Raw genomic sequence first — 18,255 nt, forward strand, 5'->3', positions numbered from 1 at the left:
CAATCGTTTCCATAGAGGGTTCCGCCATGCCTACGCTCCGAAGCCGCCGTTCACCCCTGCCGGTGATCGCCGCAGCCCTCCTGCTGCCTCTCGCCGCCTGCTCCTCCGGCGGCGACGGTGCCTCCGAGGGCGGAGGCCGGCTCCGGGTCGTCATGGCTTTTCCGCCCGCCCAGGCCATGTCCCCCTACGGCGACGACGCGGTCACCCTCAGCCGGCTCGCCGTCATCGAGGGCCTCACCACCCTCGACAGGAACGGCGCCCCCCAGCCCGCGCTCGCCGCGTCCTGGAAGCGGGACAACGCCACCACCTGGACGTTCACCCTCCGCGACGCCGTCTTCCAGGACGGCACCGAGGTGGACGCCGACGCGGTGGTGCGCTCCCTCACCGCAGCCGGCAAGGCATCCCCGCTGCCCCGGGTCCTGTCCGACACCGGCCTGCGGGCGACGGCCACCGGCCCCGGCACCGTACAGATCGTCACCGAGGACGCCGACCCGCTGCTCCCGCAGCGGCTCGCCAACCCCTCCCTCACGATCCTGTCCGCCGACGCCTACCAGGGCGGGAAGGTGAACCCCGCCGGGCACGCCACCGGCCCCTTCACCCTGACCGACGTCAAGGGCGCGGTCGCCGCCACCCTGGAGCGCAACGCCGACTACTGGGGCGACACGGCGAAGTCCCCGGGCGTCGACGTCACCTTCGTCGCCGACGGCACCGCCCGCGCCAACGCCCTGCGCACGGACGCCGTGGACGTCGCCGAGTACGTACCGATCGCGCAGGCGTCGCTGCTCGGCGACGGGTTCGTCCACGCATTCCCCTCGGCCCGGACCAACGGCCTGTCGCTCAACACCGCACGCGGTGTCTTCGCCGACCCGGCCATGCGCGCCGCCGCCCGCGAGGCGATCGACTCCGAGGCCCTCGTCGACGGCGTCTACGAAGGCCGGGCCGACACCTCCCAGGGCCTCCTCGGCCCCGGTGTCCCCTGGGCGGCGAAGGGCCGCACCGCGCCCACGAACCGGGCCGAGGCCGCCGGACGGGACGAGGTGGCGAAGACGAAGGAGATCGTGCTCGCCACCTACACCAACCGGCCCGAACTCCCCGAGGTCGCCACGATCGTCCAGCAGCAGCTCAAGAAGCGCGGCTTCACCGTCAAGCAGGTCGTCCGCGACTACGCGCAGCTGGAGGCGGACGCGCTCGCCGGGAAGTTCGACGCGTTCATCCAGGCCCGCAACACGCTGCTCGACACCGCAGACCCCGTCTCCTACCTCGCCTCCGACTTCACCTGCGACGGCAGCTTCAACATCTCCCAGCTCTGCGACCCGCGCGTCGACGCCGCCGTCGCCGAGGCCGCCTCCCTGGCCGGCACCGAGGAGCGCCACCGCGCCGAGATGACCGCCGAGGCCGCGGTGCTCGGCGCCGACGCCCTCGTGCCGCTCGTCCACGAGCGCTTCGTCCAGGGCTATGACGACGCCCGCGTCGAAGGCGTCGCGCTCGACCCGATGGAACGCACCCTGATCACCGCCGACACCCACGTCGGCTGACCGGGTGCGGTACCTGGGACCGCGGCTGGTCACCCTCCTGGCCGTCGTCGCCGTGATCGGCCTGCTGCCCTGGCTGACCCGGACCGATCCGGCCCTGACGATCCTGCACGCCCGTTACGCGGACCGGCCGCCGACGCCCGCCGTGCTCGACGCCATCCGCGCCGAGACCGGGCTCGACGGCGGCCCGCTGCGGGTGCTCGTCGACTGGGCGGGCGGGCTGCTCCGGGGCGACCTGGGGGAGTCCTGGGTCTCCGGACAGCCCGTCGGCCCCGATGTGACGTCCGCGCTCGGCGTCTCGCTCACCCTCATGGGCGTCTCGCTCGCCGTCGCCCTGGTCCTCGCACTCGCACTCGCCTCCCCGACGCTCCGACGAGGCGCACGCCGCGAGCTCACCACCACCCGGGCCGGGGCGGGTGCCGCGGTCCTCGCCGCCCTGCCGGAATTCCTGCTGGCCGCGGTCCTGGCCACCGTCCTCGCCGTACAGCTGGGCTGGTTCCCCGCCCTCGGCTGGGGGCGCGCCGAACAGCTCGTCCTGCCCGCCCTCGCCATGGGCATCCCGGCCGGCGCCCTGCTCGGACGGCTCCTGGACGACGCACTGCCCGCCGCCCTCGCCGAACCCTGGGCCCGCGCCGCCACCGCCGGAGGCATCCCGCCGCGCCGCATCGCCGCCCACGCCCTGCGCCGCACCCTCCCCACCCTGCTGCCGCAGCTCGGGCTGATCGTCGTCGGCCTCACCGGCGGCGCGGTCGCCGTCGAGACCCTCTACGCCGTACCCGGCCTCGGCGGCACCGCGCTCGCCGCAGCCCTCGCCCAGGACCTGCCCGTCCTCCAGGCCTGCGTCCTGCTCCTGCTCCTGCTGGGTCTCGCGGCCGGGCTCGCGGCCCGGCTCGGCTCCCTCGCCCTGCTCGGCCCCGCCCGGTCCGACCGGGCCCTGCCCGCCCTCACCCACCCGTCCCTGCCCGTACGCCGCCCGGTCACCGTCGCCGCAATCACCCTGGCCGCGCTGCTGGCCGCGGCCGTCGTCTGGGGCCTGCTGCGCGACCCGCTCTCCGTGGACGCCGCCGCCCGCCTCGCCGCGCCCTCGGCCGCCCACCCGCTGGGCACCGACTCCCTGGGCCGCGACATCCTCGCCCGGCTCGGCCACGGCGCCGCCCGGACCGTGCTCACCGCCCTCGCCGTCGGCGCCGTCACCCTGCTGCTGGGACTGATCGTCGGAGCCCTGGGCGCCGGGGCCCTCACCGAGACGGCCAACGCACTGCCCGCGGTCCTGGCCGGACTCGTCGTCGCCGCCATCGCCGGACCGGGCCCCCTGGGCGCGGCCGTCGCCGTCGCCGCCGTCGCCTGGGCCCCCCTCGCCGCCCACACCTCCGCGCTGTACGCACAGGAGAAGGCCGCCCCGCACCTCGCGGCCGCCGTCGTCCTCGGCGCCGGACGGGCCCACCTGCTGCGCCGCCACCTCCTGCCGGGCGTCGTACCCCCCGTCGTCCGGCACGCCGTCCTGCGCGTCCCGGCCATCGCCCTGGCCCTCGCCTCCCTCGGCTTCCTCGGCCTCGGAACCCAGCCCCCGGCACCCGAATGGGGCCGCATGCTCTCGGAGAACATGCCGTACGCCGAACGGGCCCCCTGGGCCGTCCTCGCCCCCGCCGCCGCCCTGGCCGCCCTCGGCGCGCTCGCGGTGCTCACCTCGGCGGCCGTACGCGGCAGGAGCCACCGATGACCGTGCAGCCCGAACGCGTCCGGGCGGGCGCGGCCCGGTCCGCCCTCACGCCCTACCTCCGGCTCCTGACCGTCACGCAGTTCGCCTTCAACGTCGGCTTCTACGCCGTCCTGCCCTACCTCGCCGCCCACCTCGGCGACGGACTCGGCATGGCCGGCTGGCTCGTCGGCCTCGTCCTCGGACTCCGCACCTTCAGCCAGCAGGGCCTCTTCGTCGTCGGAGGCGCCCTCACCGACCGCTACGGCCCCCGCCCGGTCGTCCTCGCCGGATGCGTCCTGCGCATCGCCGGATTCTGCTGGCTCGCCCTCGCCGGTTCCACCGCGACCGTCATCGGCGCCGTCGTCCTCATCGGCTTCGCCGCCGCGCTCTTCTCACCGGCCGTCGAGTCGGAGACCGCCCGGGCCGCCGTCGCACACGAAGCCGGCACCGGAACCCCGCGCGCCCAGGTCCTCGCCGTGTTCTCCGCCGCAGGCCAGGCCGGAGCCTTCCTCGGGCCCCTGCTCGGCACCCTCCTCCTGTTCCTGGGCGGCGGATTCACGGCCGCCTGCCTCGCCGGAGCGCTCGTCTTCATCGGCGTACTGGCCGGGCACGCCCGCCTCATGCCGCACCGGCCCCGCACCACCACCCGCGAGCCCGGACGCGGCCGCTTCCCCCGCGAGGTCTTCGCCAACCGCCCCTTCCTCGTCCTGTGCCTCGCCTACAGCACCTACCTCCTCTCCTACAACCAGCTGTATCTCGCCCTGCCGGTCGAGGTGGAGCGCGTCACCGGGTCGCAGAGCGCGATCGGCGGACTCTTCGCGCTGTCGTCCCTCCTCGTCGTCGGCGCCCAACTGCCGCTCACCCGCTGGTCGGCCCACCGCATCGCACCCCGCACCGCACTCGTCGCCGGGCTCGCCGTCGTCTCCGCCGGATTCGCCGCCGTACCCCTCGCCCCCGGCGGGCCCGCAGGACTGCTCCCCGCCGCGACCTTCGTCGTCCTGCTCACCCTCGGTCAGATGCTGCTGATCCCCGCCGCCCGGGGACTCGTACCCGACCTGGTCGACGACCACCGGCTCGGCCTCGCCACCGGAGCCCTGTCCTCGGTCTCCGGCCTCGCCGTCCTCGTGGGCAGCGCTGCGACGGGCACGCTCCTCGGCACCCCGGGACCGGTCCTGTGGACCGCGCTCGCGGCGGTCCCCCTCGCCGGTGCCGCACTCGCCCTGGCCCTGCCCCGCGGAGGGCTCGCCCGGGTGCCCGAGGGCACCGGGAGCGATTAGTTGCGACACGTTTTCCACAGGGGCGCTGGGCACTGGTGCGGGCCCACTACCCTTGAGGGGTGACTATTCGCCTGCATGACACCAACGCCCGGCAGATCCGTGACTTCGTGCCGCTCACCGCGGGCTGTGTCTCGATCTACCTCTGTGGCGCGACTGTCCAGGCCGCCCCGCACATCGGGCACATCAGGTCCGGGCTGAACTTCGACATCATGCGCCGCTGGTTCGAATACCGCGGGTACGACGTGACGTTCATCCGGAATGTCACCGACATCGACGACAAGATCATCAAGAAGTCCGCCGAGCAGAACCGCCCCTGGTGGTCCATCGGCTACGAGAACGAGCGCGCGTTCAACGACGGCTACGACGCCCTGGGCTGCCTCCCGCCCACCTACGAACCGCGCGCGACCGGCCACATCACCGAGATGGTCGAGATGATGCGCGGCCTCATCGAGCGCGGCCACGCCTACGAGGCCGACGGCAACGTCTACTTCGACGTCCGCTCGTACGAGGGGTACCTGGAGCTCTCCAACCAGGACCTGGACGACCTGCGCCAGCCCTCCGGCGACAACGAGACCGGCAAGCGGGACAAGCGCGACTTCGCCATGTGGAAGGCCGCCAAGCCCGGCGAGCCCAGCTGGGAGACGCCCTGGGGCCGCGGCCGTCCCGGCTGGCACCTGGAGTGCTCCGCCATGGCGCACAAGTACCTCGGCACCGCCTTCGACATCCACGGCGGCGGCATCGACCTGATCTTCCCGCACCACGACAACGAGATCGCCCAGGCCAAGGCCTTCGGCGACGAGTTCGCGAAGTACTGGGTCCACAACGGCTGGGTCACCCTGGCCGGCGAGAAGATGTCCAAGTCCCTCGGCAACTCCGTGCTGGTCAGCGAGATGGTCAAGCAGTGGCGGCCCATCGTGCTGCGCTACTACCTCGGCACCCCGCACTACCGCTCCATGATCGAGTACAGCGAGGAATCGCTGCGTGAGGCCGAGTCCGCGTTCGCACGGATCGAGGGCTTCGTCCAGCGGGTCATCGAGAAGTCGGGCGGCGAGGTCGCCCCCGCCTCCGAGGTGCCGCCCGCGTTCGCCGAGGCGATGGACGACGACCTCGGTGTCCCCCAGGCGCTCGCGATCGTCCACACCACCGTCCGGCAGGGCAACTCCGCCCTCGCCGCCGACGACAAGGAAGCCGCCGTCGCCCGCCTCGCCGAGGTGCGCGCCATGCTCGGCGTCCTCGGCCTGGACCCCCTCGACGCCCACTGGGCGGGCGAGACCGACCGCGGCGAAGACCTGCACGGCGTCGTCGACACCCTCGTACGGCTCGTCCTGGACCAGCGCCAGTCGGCACGCGAGCGCAAGGACTGGCCCGCCGCCGACGCCATCCGCGACCAGCTCAACCAGTCCGGCCTCGTCATCGAGGACAGCCCCGGGGGACCCAGGTGGACCCTCGGCGCGCGCTGAGCGGTTGCCCTTCGCACCCCGCGTGAGCAGCGCAAATGTGCCGCCCGGCCGTCCGGGCGGCACACTTTCACTTGAGACACGTTTTTCTGAAGCAACGAAACAGGTAGGTCATGGCCGGGAACAGCCAGCGCAGGAACCGCCGCACGTCCAACAAGAAGGGCATGCAGGTCGGCAGCGGCGGTAACCGACGCCGTGCTCTCGAAGGCAAGGGACCGACGCCGCCCGCCTCCGTCCGCAAGGGACACAAGAAGAACCGGGTGGCGAGCGCCCAGGCCAAGCAGGCCGCGGCCCGCCGCCCCGCCCCGCGCCGCGGAGGCGCCAAGGGCACGTCGGAGATGGTCGTCGGCCGCAACCCGGTCTTCGAGGCCCTGCGCGACGGTGTCCCCGCGACCACCCTCTACGTCCAGCAGTACATCGACAACGACGAGCGGGTCCGCGAGGCGCTCCAGCTCGCCGGTGAGCGCGGCAACATCCACCTCATGGAGGCACCGCGCCCCGAGCTCGACCGGATGACGAACGGCCTGAACCACCAGGGCCTCGTCCTCCAGGTCCCGCCGTACGAGTACGCGCACCCCGAGGACCTCACCGCCGCCGCGTACGACAACAACGAGGACCCGCTGATCGTCGCCCTCGACGGCGTCACCGACCCGCGCAACCTCGGCGCCATCGTCCGCTCCGTCTCCGCCTTCGGCGGCCACGGCGTGGTCGTCCCCGAGCGCCGGGCAGCAGGCATGACGGCCGGAGCCTGGAAGTCCTCCGCCGGTACCGCCGCCCGCACCCCCGTCTCCCGCGTCACCAACCTGACCCGGGCCCTGGAGGGTTACCAGAAGGCGGGCATCACCGTCGTCGGCCTCGCCGCCGACGGGGAGCACACCGTCGAGGACCTCGAAGCCCTCGCGGGCCCGGTCGTCATCGTCATCGGCAGCGAGGGCAAGGGCCTCGGCCGCCTCGTGGGCGAGACCTGCGACTACCGGGTCCGGATCTCGATGCCGGGTGGCGCCGAATCCCTGAACGCGGGCGTCGCCGCGGGCATCGTCCTGTACGAGGTCGCACGCCGCCGCGCGTGAACCGTCATGTCCGGCCCGGGAGTACACCCCCGGGCCGGACGGCGTACGCGACATGTCTACGCACCACGGTGCCCGACGGCGCACCCGATCCGCACGTGATCCGCGGGGAACCGCACGCCGTCACAGACTATTGACGGGTCTCGGACACTTCGGACGTGCCGAGGCAGTGTCCTAATCACACATCACTCGGTTAGATGAGTGTGGACACCAGAACGCCTCGGTTCGACGACCAACCCGCCCTGAGCATGACGAAGGTCAACAGCGACCCAGCGCAGGTCATCGTCAACCACGCCAGCTTCCGGGTGCAGCTCGCCCCGGGCCAGCGCACTCGGCTGCGGCCGGTGGCCTCCGCCGGAGCGGTCAGGATTCCCGCCATGAGCGGCGCGGGCGGCCGCAGGCGGGCCCCCCTCGTATGGAGCGGCAGGTCGGAGCCGGGTGACCCCGGAGCGACCGGGCTCCTGCAAGCCGTGCGGAACTCCACCGCGGGCCACCTCGATGCCCGCCCGGGCAGCGGCTACAGCGGGACGCAGGTCATCCCGCTCCTCGAGGAGACCCAGCCCACCCCGGTCGTCGTCGCCCCCCGCCCCGGACCCGGCCGGACGGGCCCCCTGCTGCCCCCCATGCGGCAGGCCGTCGGTGCCTACGACTCCGTCGACACCGACCCCCGGGCACCCCACGACCCCTACGACGACGAGAGCCCCGACGACACCACCGCCGGGGAACGGCGCCACGCCAACGACAACGTCCGGCACGCCTACTTCCCCGGACGCCGCATGAACCTCGGCGTCGTCCTCCTCCCGCTGCGCGTCTTCCTCGGCTTCATCTCCATCTACGCCGGCATGGGCAAGCTCTCCGACCCCGCCTACTTCGACGGCGGCGACCGCGGCTCCATGGTCAAGTGGCTCACCTCGCTGCACCCCTGGCCCCTGGGTGAGCCCCTTCGCGACTTCGCCCTCACCCACCCCGTCGGCGCCGGACTCTCCGTCGCCTTCCTCCAGGTCGTCGTCGGCGTCCTCACGGTCCTCGGCCTCTGGCAGCGCGTCGCCGCCGGCTTCGGGGCCCTGCTGTCCGCCGCTCTCCTCGTGACGGTCAGCTGGCACAGTGCCGCCGCGTACGACGCATCCGACATCATCTTCCTGGCCGCCTGGAGCCCGCTCGTCATCGCAGGCGCCCCCGTCTACTCCGTCGACGGACGCCTCGCCGGAGACGCCTGGCGCAAGCTCGGCCCGCGCTCCGACATCTGGGACCTGCGCCGCCGCGTCCTGCGCCGCGGAACGGTCGTCGCCACCGTGGTCGTCGGACTGACCCTGCTGGTCGGCTCCATGATCGGCGGCGCCGTCCGGTCCACCGAGGTCGTCACCGTGCCCGGCCCCAACGGCAACCCGACCAACCAGCTCCCGGGCTCCCCGCTCCCGGGCGAGACCACGGGCAAGGGCAAGCCGTCCCGCACCCCGGAGCAGCGCCGCCCCGAGGCGGCCCCGTCCAGCGCCCCGAGCACCCCTTCGGCCGACGCGTCCACCCCGGGGTCCGACTCGGTCCGCGAATCCGGCCAGGCTCCCGGCATGAGCACGGGCCGGCCCAGCCAGACCCAGGGCACCGGCCAGCAGCCCCCGCAGGAGACGACTCCGCAGGAGCCCCCGGCCGGCAGCTCGGGCCCGACGTCGACCGGCGGCACCAGCTCCGGCGGCACCACCGGCGGCTCGGACGGCGGGTCCACCGACGGCGGCTCCACGGGCGGCTCCGGTGGAGCCGGCCAGAACCCCATCGGCGGCCTGCTCGGCTGACACCCGTACACCGCACGGTGAGGGCGGCCACCGGTATCCGGTGGCCGCCCTCACACATGCCCCGATGCCCCGCCAAGGCTCAGCAGGGGGTCTCAGCGGCCCTGCTGGGCGCCCAGCTCCCTGGCAGCCTCGGTCAGGTCCTTCGCGGTGTCGATCGCCCGCCAGTAGGCCCCGTGCGGCAAGGGGAAACCGGCCAGCCGGCGTTCACGGGCCAGCCGTGGGAACGTCGTCCGCTCATGGTCCCCGATGTCCGGCAGCAGGGCGGTGAACCCGGGCGCGAAGACGTACACCCCCGCGTTGATCAGGTACGGCGAGGGCGGCGACTCGATGAAGTCGGTGATGTGCCCGAACGCGTCCGTCTCCACCGCACCCCAGGGGATCCGGGGGCGGGCCAGCGCGAGCGTCGCCGTGGCGTCCCGCTCGGTGTGGAACGCGGCCATCTCCCGCAAGGAGAAGCGCGTCCAGATGTCGCCGTTGGTCGCGTACCAGGGCTCCGACGGGTCGGGCAGCCGCGCCGCGGCGTGCTTCAGACCGCCGCCTCGGCCCAACGGCTCGGTCTCGACGACGGTCGTGACGCGCAACGGAAGATCGGCCGAGTCCAGCCACTCCTGCAGCACATCGGCAAGATGGCCGCACGAGATCACGGCGTCGGTGACACCCTCGGCGGCCAGCCAGGAAAGCTGATGGCCGATGATCGGGGTCCCGGTTCCCGGGATCTCGACCATCGGCTTGGGACGGTCATCGGTGTACGGCCGCAGCCGCGAGCCCTGGCCACCCGCCAGGATCACGGCCTGCGTCGGATACGTATGCATGCCAGGCACGATATGCCGTGCCTGCCCGGGGGAGTCAGCTGAACCGGGCCACGCCCGAGGCGAACGACGTGTCGCAGACCGGACGGGAGAAGCGGTGCGCACGCGTCGGTCCGTACTGGTCGACGGCGGCCTTGCCCAACGCCTTCGCGATCGCCATGCAGTGCCGGGCCATCGAGGGGCGCGCCTCGACGGTGCGCTGCAGCTCGGTGAGGGCGACGCCCGGGTCCTTCTCCCTCATCTCGACGAGGAGCTTGTCGCGCAGGACGTCCTGCGGCGCGCGCGGCGTCCTGGCGCGCTTGGAGACGGTGGTCTCCGAGGCAGCGGTCAGCAGCTGCGACTCAGTGGTGTCCCCCGACCACGACACGCGGGTGACCGCGAGGGTCCCGGACAGGACCATGACGACGGGCAGTACGAGAGCGAGGGTTCGGCCGATGCGGCGAGCGGTGTGGGTCACGCAGGCGAGCGTAGCGGTCAGTGAGGGAATGGCGACATTTCGTCACCCCTGCGGGGGGTGGTTCGAGGGTGCTTTTCGAATTACGGGTTGACGTGCAGGGGTGAATGGGCCGAAGTGTCGGGGTATTCGCCCCCTGTTGATCCGAAACCCGTATCCACCGTGCCCTACGCGAACGGCCCCCGTTCCTCGACCGGAGTCGGGGAACGGGGGCCGCCGTACAGCGAGGACGACGTCAGGCGGTGAGGCGCTCACCGGTCGACGTCGCGAAGACGTGCAGCTCGTCCGGGCGCGGCACGACGTGCAGCTCGGTGCCCTTCTCCGGCACGGCACGGCCGCCGACACGGACGACCAGGTCCTTGTGCTCGCCACCGACCTGCGCCCCGCCGTAGACGAAGCCGTCGGCGCCGAGCTCCTCGACGACGTTGACGGAGACGGCGAGACCGGCCGGGGCGTCGGCCGAACCCTTGGCGAGGGTCTGCGCGGCGGCACCGCCGTGCTCGACGATGTCGAAGTGCTCGGGACGGATGCCGACCGTGACGGTCCGGTCACCACGGTCCGCGGCGGCGGAGAGCGCCGCACGGGAGACCGGGACGACGCTGTTGCCGAACTTCACGCCACCGTCGGTGATCGGGACCTCGACGAGGTTCATCGCCGGGGAGCCGATGAAGCCGGCGACGAAGAGGTTCGCCGGGCGGTCGTACATGTTGCGCGGGGAGTCGACCTGCTGGAGCAGACCGTCCTTGAGGACCGCGACCCGGTCGCCCATGGTGAGGGCCTCGACCTGGTCGTGGGTGACGTACACGGTGGTGATGCCGAGGCGGCGCTGCAGGGAGGCGATCTGCGTACGCGTCGACACACGGAGCTTGGCGTCGAGGTTCGACAGCGGCTCGTCCATGAGGAAGACCTGCGGCTCACGCACGATGGCACGGCCCATCGCCACACGCTGACGCTGACCACCGGAGAGCGCCTTGGGCTTCCGGTCCAGGTAGTCGGTGAGGTCCAGCATCTTGGCGGCCTCTTCGACCTTCGCCCGGATCTCCGTCTTGTTGATCCCGGCGATCTTCAGCGCGAAGCCCATGTTGTCCGCGACGGACATGTGCGGGTAGAGCGCGTAGTTCTGGAACACCATGGCGATGTCCCGGTCCTTGGGCGGCAGGTGCGTGACGTCGCGGTCACCGATGCGGATCGCGCCGCCGTTGACGTCCTCGAGACCCGCGAGCATGCGCAGGGAGGTCGACTTGCCACAACCGGAAGGACCGACGAGGACGAGGAACTCACCGTCTTCGATGTCGATCTCGAGCTGGTCCACGGCCGGCTTCGTGGAGCCGGGGTAGACGCGGGACGCCTTGTCGAACGTGACACTGGCCATGACGATACTTCTCCTTCACCGGCAGGAACGTGCCGGACGATCCGAGTAAGGGAGTCTGCTGCGGCCCGCGGGATCGAGCCTGCAGTGACGCTACCTGGCGTTTTCGAATATGTCAGCAGTCCTGAGTCCCGAATATTGCGCAGGTCCGGCCCGCCGAGTTGGTTAGACTGCTCCGGCATGCCTCCTTAGCTCAGCTGGCCAGAGCAACGCACTTGTAATGCGTAGGTCGTCGGTTCGAATCCGACAGGGGGCTCGATGAAACCCCAGGTCACATAGCCCGTGACCTGGGGTTTCTGTCGTTCCGGGGATGGCGTGCCGGATGGCCGCGGCGCGGCGGGCGGGCCTGCGTGAGCGGTGCGTGAGCGGAGCGGCTCAGGGACCCCTACTTCTTGGGCTTCCGGTGCTTGGCCTTCACGGCCTCCTCGGCCTGGGCTTTCGCCTTGTTGCTCGGCTTGCCGACCTTGGCCCTGCCGCCGTTCTTGGCGGCGGCCTTCTTGGCCTTCGCCTTCTTCGCGGCCTTCAGTGCCGCCTTCTCGGCCTTGCGCTGGAGGGGGACGAGCTTGGCTGTGGCCTCGGCGGCGCTCCGGCCGACGTGGGGCAGGACGCTCTGGTAGACGTCCCGTGTGATCCGGGTGTCGCTGTGTCCGAGGGTGTCCGACACGATCTTGATGTCGATGCCGGCGGCGAGCATGAGGGTCGCCGCGCCGTGGCGGAGGTCGTGCAGTCGGATCGGCGGGAGGCCGGAAGCGGCGACGAGGCGCTCGAAGAGGTCGGTCACCTTGCCCGGATGGAGCCAGGAGCCGTCTTCCTGGGTGAAGACGTGGCCGGTCTCGACCCAGGCCCTACCCCATTTCTCGCGGTCTTGGCCCTGCCGTTCGCGGTAGCGCTTCAGGACATCGACGGTGTCGTCGTCGAGTGCGACCACGCGGTAGCCGCTGTCGGTCTTGGGATCGGACGCCTCGATTCCCCAGCCGTCCTGGACGAGCTGGGAGGAGACCGTGAGGGAGTGGGTGTCGAGGTTCGTCTCCGACCATGGCTGCCCGCACGCCTCGCCCCGGCGCAGGCCGCGGAAGGCGATGAGGTGCCACATCGCGTACAGCCGGTCCTCGGCGACGAAGTCGAGGAAGGCGCCGGTCTGCTGGGGTGTCCAGACCATGACGGGAGACGGCTTCTCGCCGGTTTGCTCCCACTTGGTGACCCGTTCGTCCGTCCACACGAGCGCCTTCGGCTTGCGTACGGGGTCGATCTCGACGTGGGCGGCGGGATTGAAGGTGATGATCTGCTGCCCGATCGCGTCGTTCAGCGATGCCCGGAGGGTGGCCTTGACGTGCTGGCGCGTAGCGGGCCCGGTGATGCGGCGGAAGGGCGGCATCTCGTCGATGGCGGCCTTCATCGCCTTGCGCCGGGCTCGGTTCTCCACGCCCTTCCACGGCACGGTCGCCATCTCGTCGATCGCGGCTCGTCGCTGGGCGTTGTCCTCCAGAATCCGGGCGTTGGCGTCGCGGATGTCCGTGAACATCTCGCTGAGGTGGCTGACGCGCAGCCGGTCGAGGCGCCGGCCGCCGATTCGCGGCTTCAGGTGCACGCGGATGTCGGTCTCGTAGCGGTTCAGGCCGGACTTGCGTATGCGTTTGCCGGCCAGCCAACGGTCGAGCCACTCGGCCACGGTCAGGCTGCCGATGAGGTCCTGGCCGGCGTTGAGCCGCCGCCTCGTCTCCTCGACCTCGGGCAGAGGCGACCGTTCGCGGCTGACCTCGGCCAACATCTCGGCGATGAGGTCGATGCCCTCGGAGTCGTCCGACTCGGCCAGCCCCAGGAGAGCGCGTACATGGTCGAGGTCGGCCTGGGCCGCCTTGAGACTGCCGTACCCGCCCCGGGCGAAGGAGCGCCGGTTGCCGTCCTCTCGGGATGGCAGCTCCTGGCGTACGGAGTAGGTGCAGTGGTTCCTGCTGTTGCGCTTGGGGCAGGAGGTGCCGAGTTCCTTGCCGGTCTTGGGGTCGCGGCAGGAGCAGCGGCGGTAGGTGGAGCCCTTCAAAGATCGTTCTCCTCGGTGCTATCGGGATCGGTCCCGGGTGAGTCGATTACGTCGGCCACGTCCGGCCAAAGAAACGGGGGTGTGACGCCCTCTTCCTCGATGAAGGCGCGAACTCTGCGCAGGCGGCTTGCGGCGCCGTCGGCCGCCTCGGCGGCACGGGCCTGGGAGCGGAGGGCCTCGGCCTTCCGGTCGGTATTCGGCGCGGTCTGCGCGTGGTAGCGGGCGTACTCCTCGTCGCGTCGCGCGCCTCGCAGTCGCTCCTGGGCGGCTTGGTGGGCCCGGAAGTAACGGAGCATGTCGTCGTCCGCGCCGAGTTCGGTCTCCTCCCCGGTGAACCAGCGCAGCGCGTCCAGGGTGGATGTGGAGTCCTGGAGCGGAAGCCGCTGCACGTCGTCGACGTAGCCGACGGGGTAGATGAGGCAGATGGGCGGCGTGTTAAGTGCCTGGGCCAGAACCATGACGTCGACCAGGGGCAGGTTGGAGCGGCGCCTGGACTCCATGTTGGCGATGACGTTGCGGGGGATGGGGTGACCCATCTCCTCGCACTTGTCGGCCAAGTCTTGCGCGCTCCAACCCAGTTCCCTCCGTCGTCTGCGGACCTCTGCAGCCACGGTGGCCATCACCTGGTCCACCCACTCCAGGACGTCGTCCTCGTCGTCGGCCCTCTTGGATCTATGGTCGCTTCGGTGTTGTGTCATGGAGACACATTAGCTCGCCTAGCGTTGATTCCAAGACCTGGAGACGGGCGCGGCAGCCGCGTTCGCCGTGGGCTCAGTCATGGATGGAGCGCGCATGCGTGAGAACGAAGAGGCCGGCCGAGTGAAGGGGATGAGCCGCGGGGAGCTTCTGGAGCTTCCTGCGGCCATTGACCTGGAGACGGGCAACCGGGCGCTGGGGCTTGGGCGGAGCAAGGGGTACGAGCTGGCCAAGCGCGGCCAGTACCCGTGCAAAGTGCTCAGGCTTGGGAACGCCTACCGGGTGGTGACCGCAGACCTGTTGGCCCTGCTGGGGCTGGCGGCGTGAAGCGCGTGATGTGCAGCAGGCATTTCTGCGCTGAGCTGACACAGAAACGCTGGACTGTGACACGGCGTGGACGTACTGTCCGTGTTCGCTCGCGGTGCCGAAACCCCCGCGAGGAGAAGAGGGAGAGCCTCCGGCGGTGCAACGCCGGAGGCCCCAGGACTCCCCAGCAATCCCATGAGAACCGACCCGGCGGCAGGGGCGTGCAAGCCCGACGCCGCCAGACGAGGAGCCGCTCAGTGGAACCCGAGAACCCCGAGCCCTATTCCGCCCCTGTCCGGGCGGCCTGGCCCGCCACGGCAGTCCCCGGCCGACCCGGCGCCCACCTGCGTCCCACTCAGGCTGACAGCGCCACGGTCGACCCGGGCGGCGGCAGCGCCAGCGAGGCGGACCCGGCGAGCGGACTGGAGGCCATCCCGGACGCGGAACCGACATCCGGCTCGGAGCTGCTGAACGAACTGCGTTCCCAGATAGCCCAGTTCGTGATTCCGCCCTCATCCGAGGCGCTGGACGCGATCACTCTGTGGGTGGCGGCAACGCATCTCCAACCCGCGTGGCAGCACGCCCCACGGCTGGCGGTGGTGGGGCCGGCGAAGCGCTGCGGCAAGTCGCGACTCCTGGACGTGCTGACCGAGACGGTCCACGAGCCGATGCTCACCATCAACACCACACCAGCGGCCATCTTCCGCTCCATCGACGGCGAGGAGCCGCCGACGCTGCTGGTGGACGAGGCCGACACCATCTTCGGCCCCAAGGTTGCGGAGAAGAACGAGGAGACACGCGGCCTCCTCAACGCCGGCCATCAGCGCGGCCGGTATGTCACCCGGGTCGTCGGCAACGACCACACCCCGCACAAGTTCGCCACCTTCGCCATGGCGGCGATCGCGGGAATTGGGGATCTACCTGACACGGTGATGGACCGGTCGGTGGTCATCCGCATGCGCCGCAGGGCCGAGGGCGAGAAGGTCAAACCCTTCCGCTCGCGGCGCGACATCCCGGCCCTGCACGAGCTGCGCGACCGCATCCACACCTGGGCCCGCCCACTGCTGGAGGATGCCGCGGACCTGGAGCCGGGCATGCCGGTCGAGGACCGAGCTGCTGACACGTGGGAGCCCCTGGTGACCGTCGCCGATCTGGCGGGCGGTCGCTGGCCCCGGCTCGCGCGGGTCGCGTGCGCGCGGATGGTCGCCGCCGAAGTGGCAGCCGAGGAGGACCATCCCAGTGGGGCGCGCATCCTTGCCGACATCCGGCGGGTCTTCTTCGCCCAGCGGGAGGCGGACAGCCTCTCCACCGAGGATCTCCTGCACTACCTGAACGCGGATGCCGAAGCCCCGTGGGGTGAGCGGGGGCGCTACGGCCTGACCTCCCGGGAGCTGAGCGGGATGCTGCGTGACTACGACATCCGGCCCGGCAACGTGCGCATGGCCGACCGGTCGCAGCGCAAGGGCTACATGCGCAACAAGTTCCTCGACGCATGGCGGCGGTACTGCCCGACCGTCCACCCGGTCGACGCTCCTCGCGGCGAAGGCTGAATCTCACCCTCCCTGGTTGCCGTACTTGCCGTCCCTGCCGTGATCTCGCAGGTCAGAGCACACACCGGTAAGACGGCAGCCGAGGGCAAGACGGCAACGCAGACGTCCCTGCGCTGGCAGCCCGCCAGGGACACCGTCCGGATCCGTCTTGCCCCGTCCCAGGCGTCCTTGCCGTATCGCTGCTGGTCGCAGTCCTGCTTGCCGGGACGGCTGCCGTAACGCAGCCGTCCCGGCAGGAGGCAAGCCGACCCAAGGCAGAGACCGGACCGCAGCCGCCGCCTCCTTGTTCCGAGTCGGAACAAGATCTGGCCCTGCTCCCCGGGGCGAAAGCCGCCACTTTCCTGTCCCGAGTCGGGACAGGACACGGGCGCCGCCCTGCCGGGACGGCACGGCCGGAGCGCTGCCGTCCCGCCCTGACCTGCACGTGCAACGGCCGAGACGGCAAAGACGCCCCACACCCCTACCCCCAGGAGCTTCCCGCTTGACCGCCCCGCACCTCACCACGCAAGCACCACGACCACGAGACGACGCCAGCAGCGAAAGGCAGCCGAAGAAGAGGGCCGACGCCGAACAGCTCGTACTCGGCGCGGCCGGCATCGTCATCGTCGCCCTGACAGCCGGAGCGTTCTGGCTCTCCTACGCGCACCTCGCCGACGTCGCTGGCCAGCACGGGCTCAGCGCATCCCCCATCCGCCGCTGGGCCTGGCCCGCCACCCTGGACGCGTTCATCGTCGCGGGCGAACTGCTCATGCTGCGCGCGGCACTGCGCCGCGTCACCGACCCCTGGGCGATCGCAGTGACCACCGCCGGATCGGTCGGCTCCATCGCGTTGAACGTCGCCGGGGTCAGCGGCACCGGAAACGCGGGCGCCGTACCGTTCCTCGACTATGTGGTCGCGGCCGTTCCTCCGGCCGCCGCGATGGTCGCCTTCGGCGTCCTGATGCGACAGATCCACCAGCTCGTCGCACCGCCGGACGACGTTCCGGACACCGGTTCCGCGCAGGCGCAGAAACGGTCGGTCGGCGACGTCAGCCGCAGCCACTGGACGGATTCCGCTCCCGATGATGCGCAAGCCCCGAGCAACGAGCGGACGGAACCTGCGCCCCAGGTGCCGGAGAGCAAAGCGAGCGGCGGCCGACCGCCGAAGGCAACCATCGCGGAGCTGACGGATATCGGCCGGGCCACCGGTCATCAGCACGGCAAACTCACGCGCGGCCTGCTCCGAGCGGCTGTGAAGGACCGGAACCTGACGATCGGCAGCGAGCGGCAGACCGAGGTGATGGAGAGGCTTCGGCCGGAACTCGAAGCCGTCGGTATCGAGGTATCCAGGCGCTGACGCCAGCCCTGCTCGGGTGACCGGAACCCTTCCGGCCACCCGAGCACCGGCCGACCGGCCCGCAGATTTCCACACCTGTGGACACCGCGATGGCCGCGCCGCGCAGACATCTTGGCCCCGCTCGCCCAGCCGCACTTGGAGCATGTCCCTTGACGCACAACCAGCACCTGCCCGACGACACCCACGCTGAGCTGTCAGCGTCGCCACCGTCCCCTACGCTGCTCGCACGTCTGCGGCGGGCGTTCGGACGGACAGCTCCTGGCGGAGCCAGTAGTACCCCGAGTCCGACTCATGGCCGGTCTTCGGGGATCTCCGCCCCCGGGGTGGCGGAGACGGCCCAGCGCCAGGGGGCGCCGGACCGGCAGGCCGGGGCCGAGGGCGGCCCCGACCAGGACGAGCTCCGTACCGTCCAGCAGCAGATCCTTCACCCCACGCCCACCGCCGAGCCGACGGCCGGTGAGCGCGATGTGCAGAGCATCCAGCCTGCGATCCGCCGCTTCACCGGCACCAAGCGAACCGTCCGCGTGGGCCCCCTGCGCTTCACCGCCGACGAGCACGGCGCCCTCCAGGAGGCCGTCGCCGAGCACGGCTACAAGGGGGAATCCGGCTTCGCCGCCGACATCGTCCTCGCTTTCATCACCGGCCGGTTCACCGCGAACCTTCCCCTGTCCGAGGACCGTCGCCGCACCCACATGTTCCGCGCCCAGGTCCTGCGCCAGCTCAACCGCATCGGCGTCAACGTCAACCAGATCGCCCGCGCACTCAACAGCGATCTCACCCCGCCCGACATCCGCCAGCGCCTCGACGAACTCCACCACCTGCTGACCCTGATCGCCGAAGTCCTGCGCCGGCCCACTGACCCGACGGAGGTCTGACCG

At 71.3% G+C, this 18,255-nt stretch carries 15 protein-coding genes and 1 tRNA gene; 11 read left to right on the plus strand and 5 right to left on the minus strand.

Annotated features, from left to right (window positions below; all coding sequences use genetic code 11):
• Positions 1 to 26: 26 nt before the first annotated feature.
• The 6 genes from OG927_RS18070 to OG927_RS18095 all read left to right on the plus strand — a co-directional run bounded on the left by OG927_RS18070 (position 27) and on the right by OG927_RS18095 (position 8,819).
• Positions 27 to 1,535 carry an ABC transporter substrate-binding protein gene (locus OG927_RS18070; protein ID WP_124281496.1) on the plus strand — a complete coding sequence of 503 codons (1,509 nt, stop codon included), beginning with the start codon at positions 27 to 29 and terminating at the stop codon, positions 1,533 to 1,535.
• Between the two features lie 4 nt (positions 1,536 to 1,539).
• On the plus strand, positions 1,540 to 3,252 hold the full coding sequence (locus OG927_RS18075) for an ABC transporter permease subunit (protein WP_056797324.1): 1,713 nt from the start codon (positions 1,540 to 1,542) through the stop codon (positions 3,250 to 3,252).
• Entirely contained in the window at positions 3,249 to 4,508 is a 1,260-nt protein-coding gene (locus OG927_RS18080) for an MFS transporter (RefSeq protein ID WP_330320451.1), read from the plus strand. Before OG927_RS18075 ends, OG927_RS18080 begins: the two co-directional genes overlap by 4 nt.
• A gap of 59 nt (positions 4,509 to 4,567) precedes the next feature.
• Positions 4,568 to 5,968: a cysteine--tRNA ligase gene (gene cysS / locus OG927_RS18085; protein ID WP_056797318.1), complete on the plus strand. Its 1,401-nt coding sequence runs from the start codon at positions 4,568 to 4,570 to the stop codon at positions 5,966 to 5,968.
• A 110-nt stretch (positions 5,969 to 6,078) separates the two neighbouring features.
• On the plus strand, positions 6,079 to 7,035 hold the full coding sequence (rlmB, locus tag OG927_RS18090) for a 23S rRNA (guanosine(2251)-2'-O)-methyltransferase RlmB (protein ID WP_056797315.1): 957 nt from the start codon (positions 6,079 to 6,081) through the stop codon (positions 7,033 to 7,035).
• Positions 7,036 to 7,229: 194 nt separating this feature from the next.
• Positions 7,230 to 8,819, plus strand: coding sequence for a DoxX family protein (locus OG927_RS18095; protein ID WP_330320452.1), 1,590 nt, complete (start codon positions 7,230 to 7,232; stop codon positions 8,817 to 8,819).
• A 92-nt stretch (positions 8,820 to 8,911) separates the two neighbouring features.
• Here OG927_RS18095 and OG927_RS18100 read toward each other — a convergent pair whose 3' ends face one another.
• The 3 genes from OG927_RS18100 to OG927_RS18110 form a co-directional block, all read right to left on the minus strand.
• On the minus strand, positions 8,912 to 9,631 hold the full coding sequence (locus tag OG927_RS18100) for a nucleotidyltransferase family protein (RefSeq protein ID WP_056797310.1): 720 nt from the start codon (positions 9,629 to 9,631) through the stop codon (positions 8,912 to 8,914).
• 34 nt (positions 9,632 to 9,665) lie between these two features.
• A complete protein-coding gene (locus OG927_RS18105; RefSeq protein ID WP_056797307.1) occupies positions 9,666 to 10,085 on the minus strand; it encodes a hypothetical protein in 420 nt (139 codons plus the stop codon).
• Positions 10,086 to 10,317: 232 nt separating this feature from the next.
• A complete protein-coding gene (locus OG927_RS18110) occupies positions 10,318 to 11,454 on the minus strand; it encodes an ABC transporter ATP-binding protein (protein WP_056797304.1) in 1,137 nt (378 codons plus the stop codon).
• A gap of 179 nt (positions 11,455 to 11,633) precedes the next feature.
• Here OG927_RS18110 and OG927_RS18115 point away from each other — a divergent pair.
• Positions 11,634 to 11,707 (plus strand) — tRNA-Thr (locus OG927_RS18115).
• 129 nt (positions 11,708 to 11,836) lie between these two features.
• Here the strand turns inward: OG927_RS18115 and OG927_RS18120 are convergent.
• Complete coding sequence (locus OG927_RS18120; RefSeq protein ID WP_330320453.1) at positions 11,837 to 13,489, minus strand: tyrosine-type recombinase/integrase; 1,653 nt, start codon at positions 13,487 to 13,489, stop codon at positions 11,837 to 11,839.
• Positions 13,486 to 14,187 (minus strand): transcriptional regulator, encoded by a 702-nt coding sequence (locus OG927_RS18125; RefSeq protein ID WP_330320454.1) that lies wholly within the window; start codon positions 14,185 to 14,187, stop codon positions 13,486 to 13,488. Before OG927_RS18125 ends, OG927_RS18120 begins: the two co-directional genes overlap by 4 nt.
• A 94-nt stretch (positions 14,188 to 14,281) precedes the next feature.
• Here OG927_RS18125 and OG927_RS18130 point away from each other — a divergent pair, with 94 nt between their 5' ends.
• The 4 genes from OG927_RS18130 (at position 14,282) to OG927_RS18145 (ending at position 18,252) form a co-directional block, all read left to right on the plus strand.
• Positions 14,282 to 14,512: a hypothetical protein gene (locus OG927_RS18130; RefSeq protein WP_330320455.1), complete on the plus strand. Its 231-nt coding sequence runs from the start codon at positions 14,282 to 14,284 to the stop codon at positions 14,510 to 14,512.
• Between the two features lie 236 nt (positions 14,513 to 14,748).
• Entirely contained in the window at positions 14,749 to 16,041 is a 1,293-nt protein-coding gene (locus tag OG927_RS18135) for a DUF3631 domain-containing protein (protein WP_330320456.1), read from the plus strand.
• Positions 16,042 to 16,522: 481 nt separating this feature from the next.
• Positions 16,523 to 17,377, plus strand: a complete 855-nt coding sequence (locus OG927_RS18140) for a DUF2637 domain-containing protein (RefSeq protein ID WP_330320457.1) — start codon at positions 16,523 to 16,525, stop codon at positions 17,375 to 17,377.
• A 323-nt stretch (positions 17,378 to 17,700) separates the two neighbouring features.
• Positions 17,701 to 18,252: a MobC family plasmid mobilization relaxosome protein gene (locus OG927_RS18145; protein WP_330320458.1), complete on the plus strand. Its 552-nt coding sequence runs from the start codon at positions 17,701 to 17,703 to the stop codon at positions 18,250 to 18,252.
• Positions 18,253 to 18,255 lie beyond the last annotated feature (3 nt).

Origin of the sequence: Streptomyces clavifer, assembly GCF_036345975.1 — a bacterium.
Classification (GTDB): domain Bacteria; phylum Actinomycetota; class Actinomycetes; order Streptomycetales; family Streptomycetaceae; genus Streptomyces; species Streptomyces clavifer.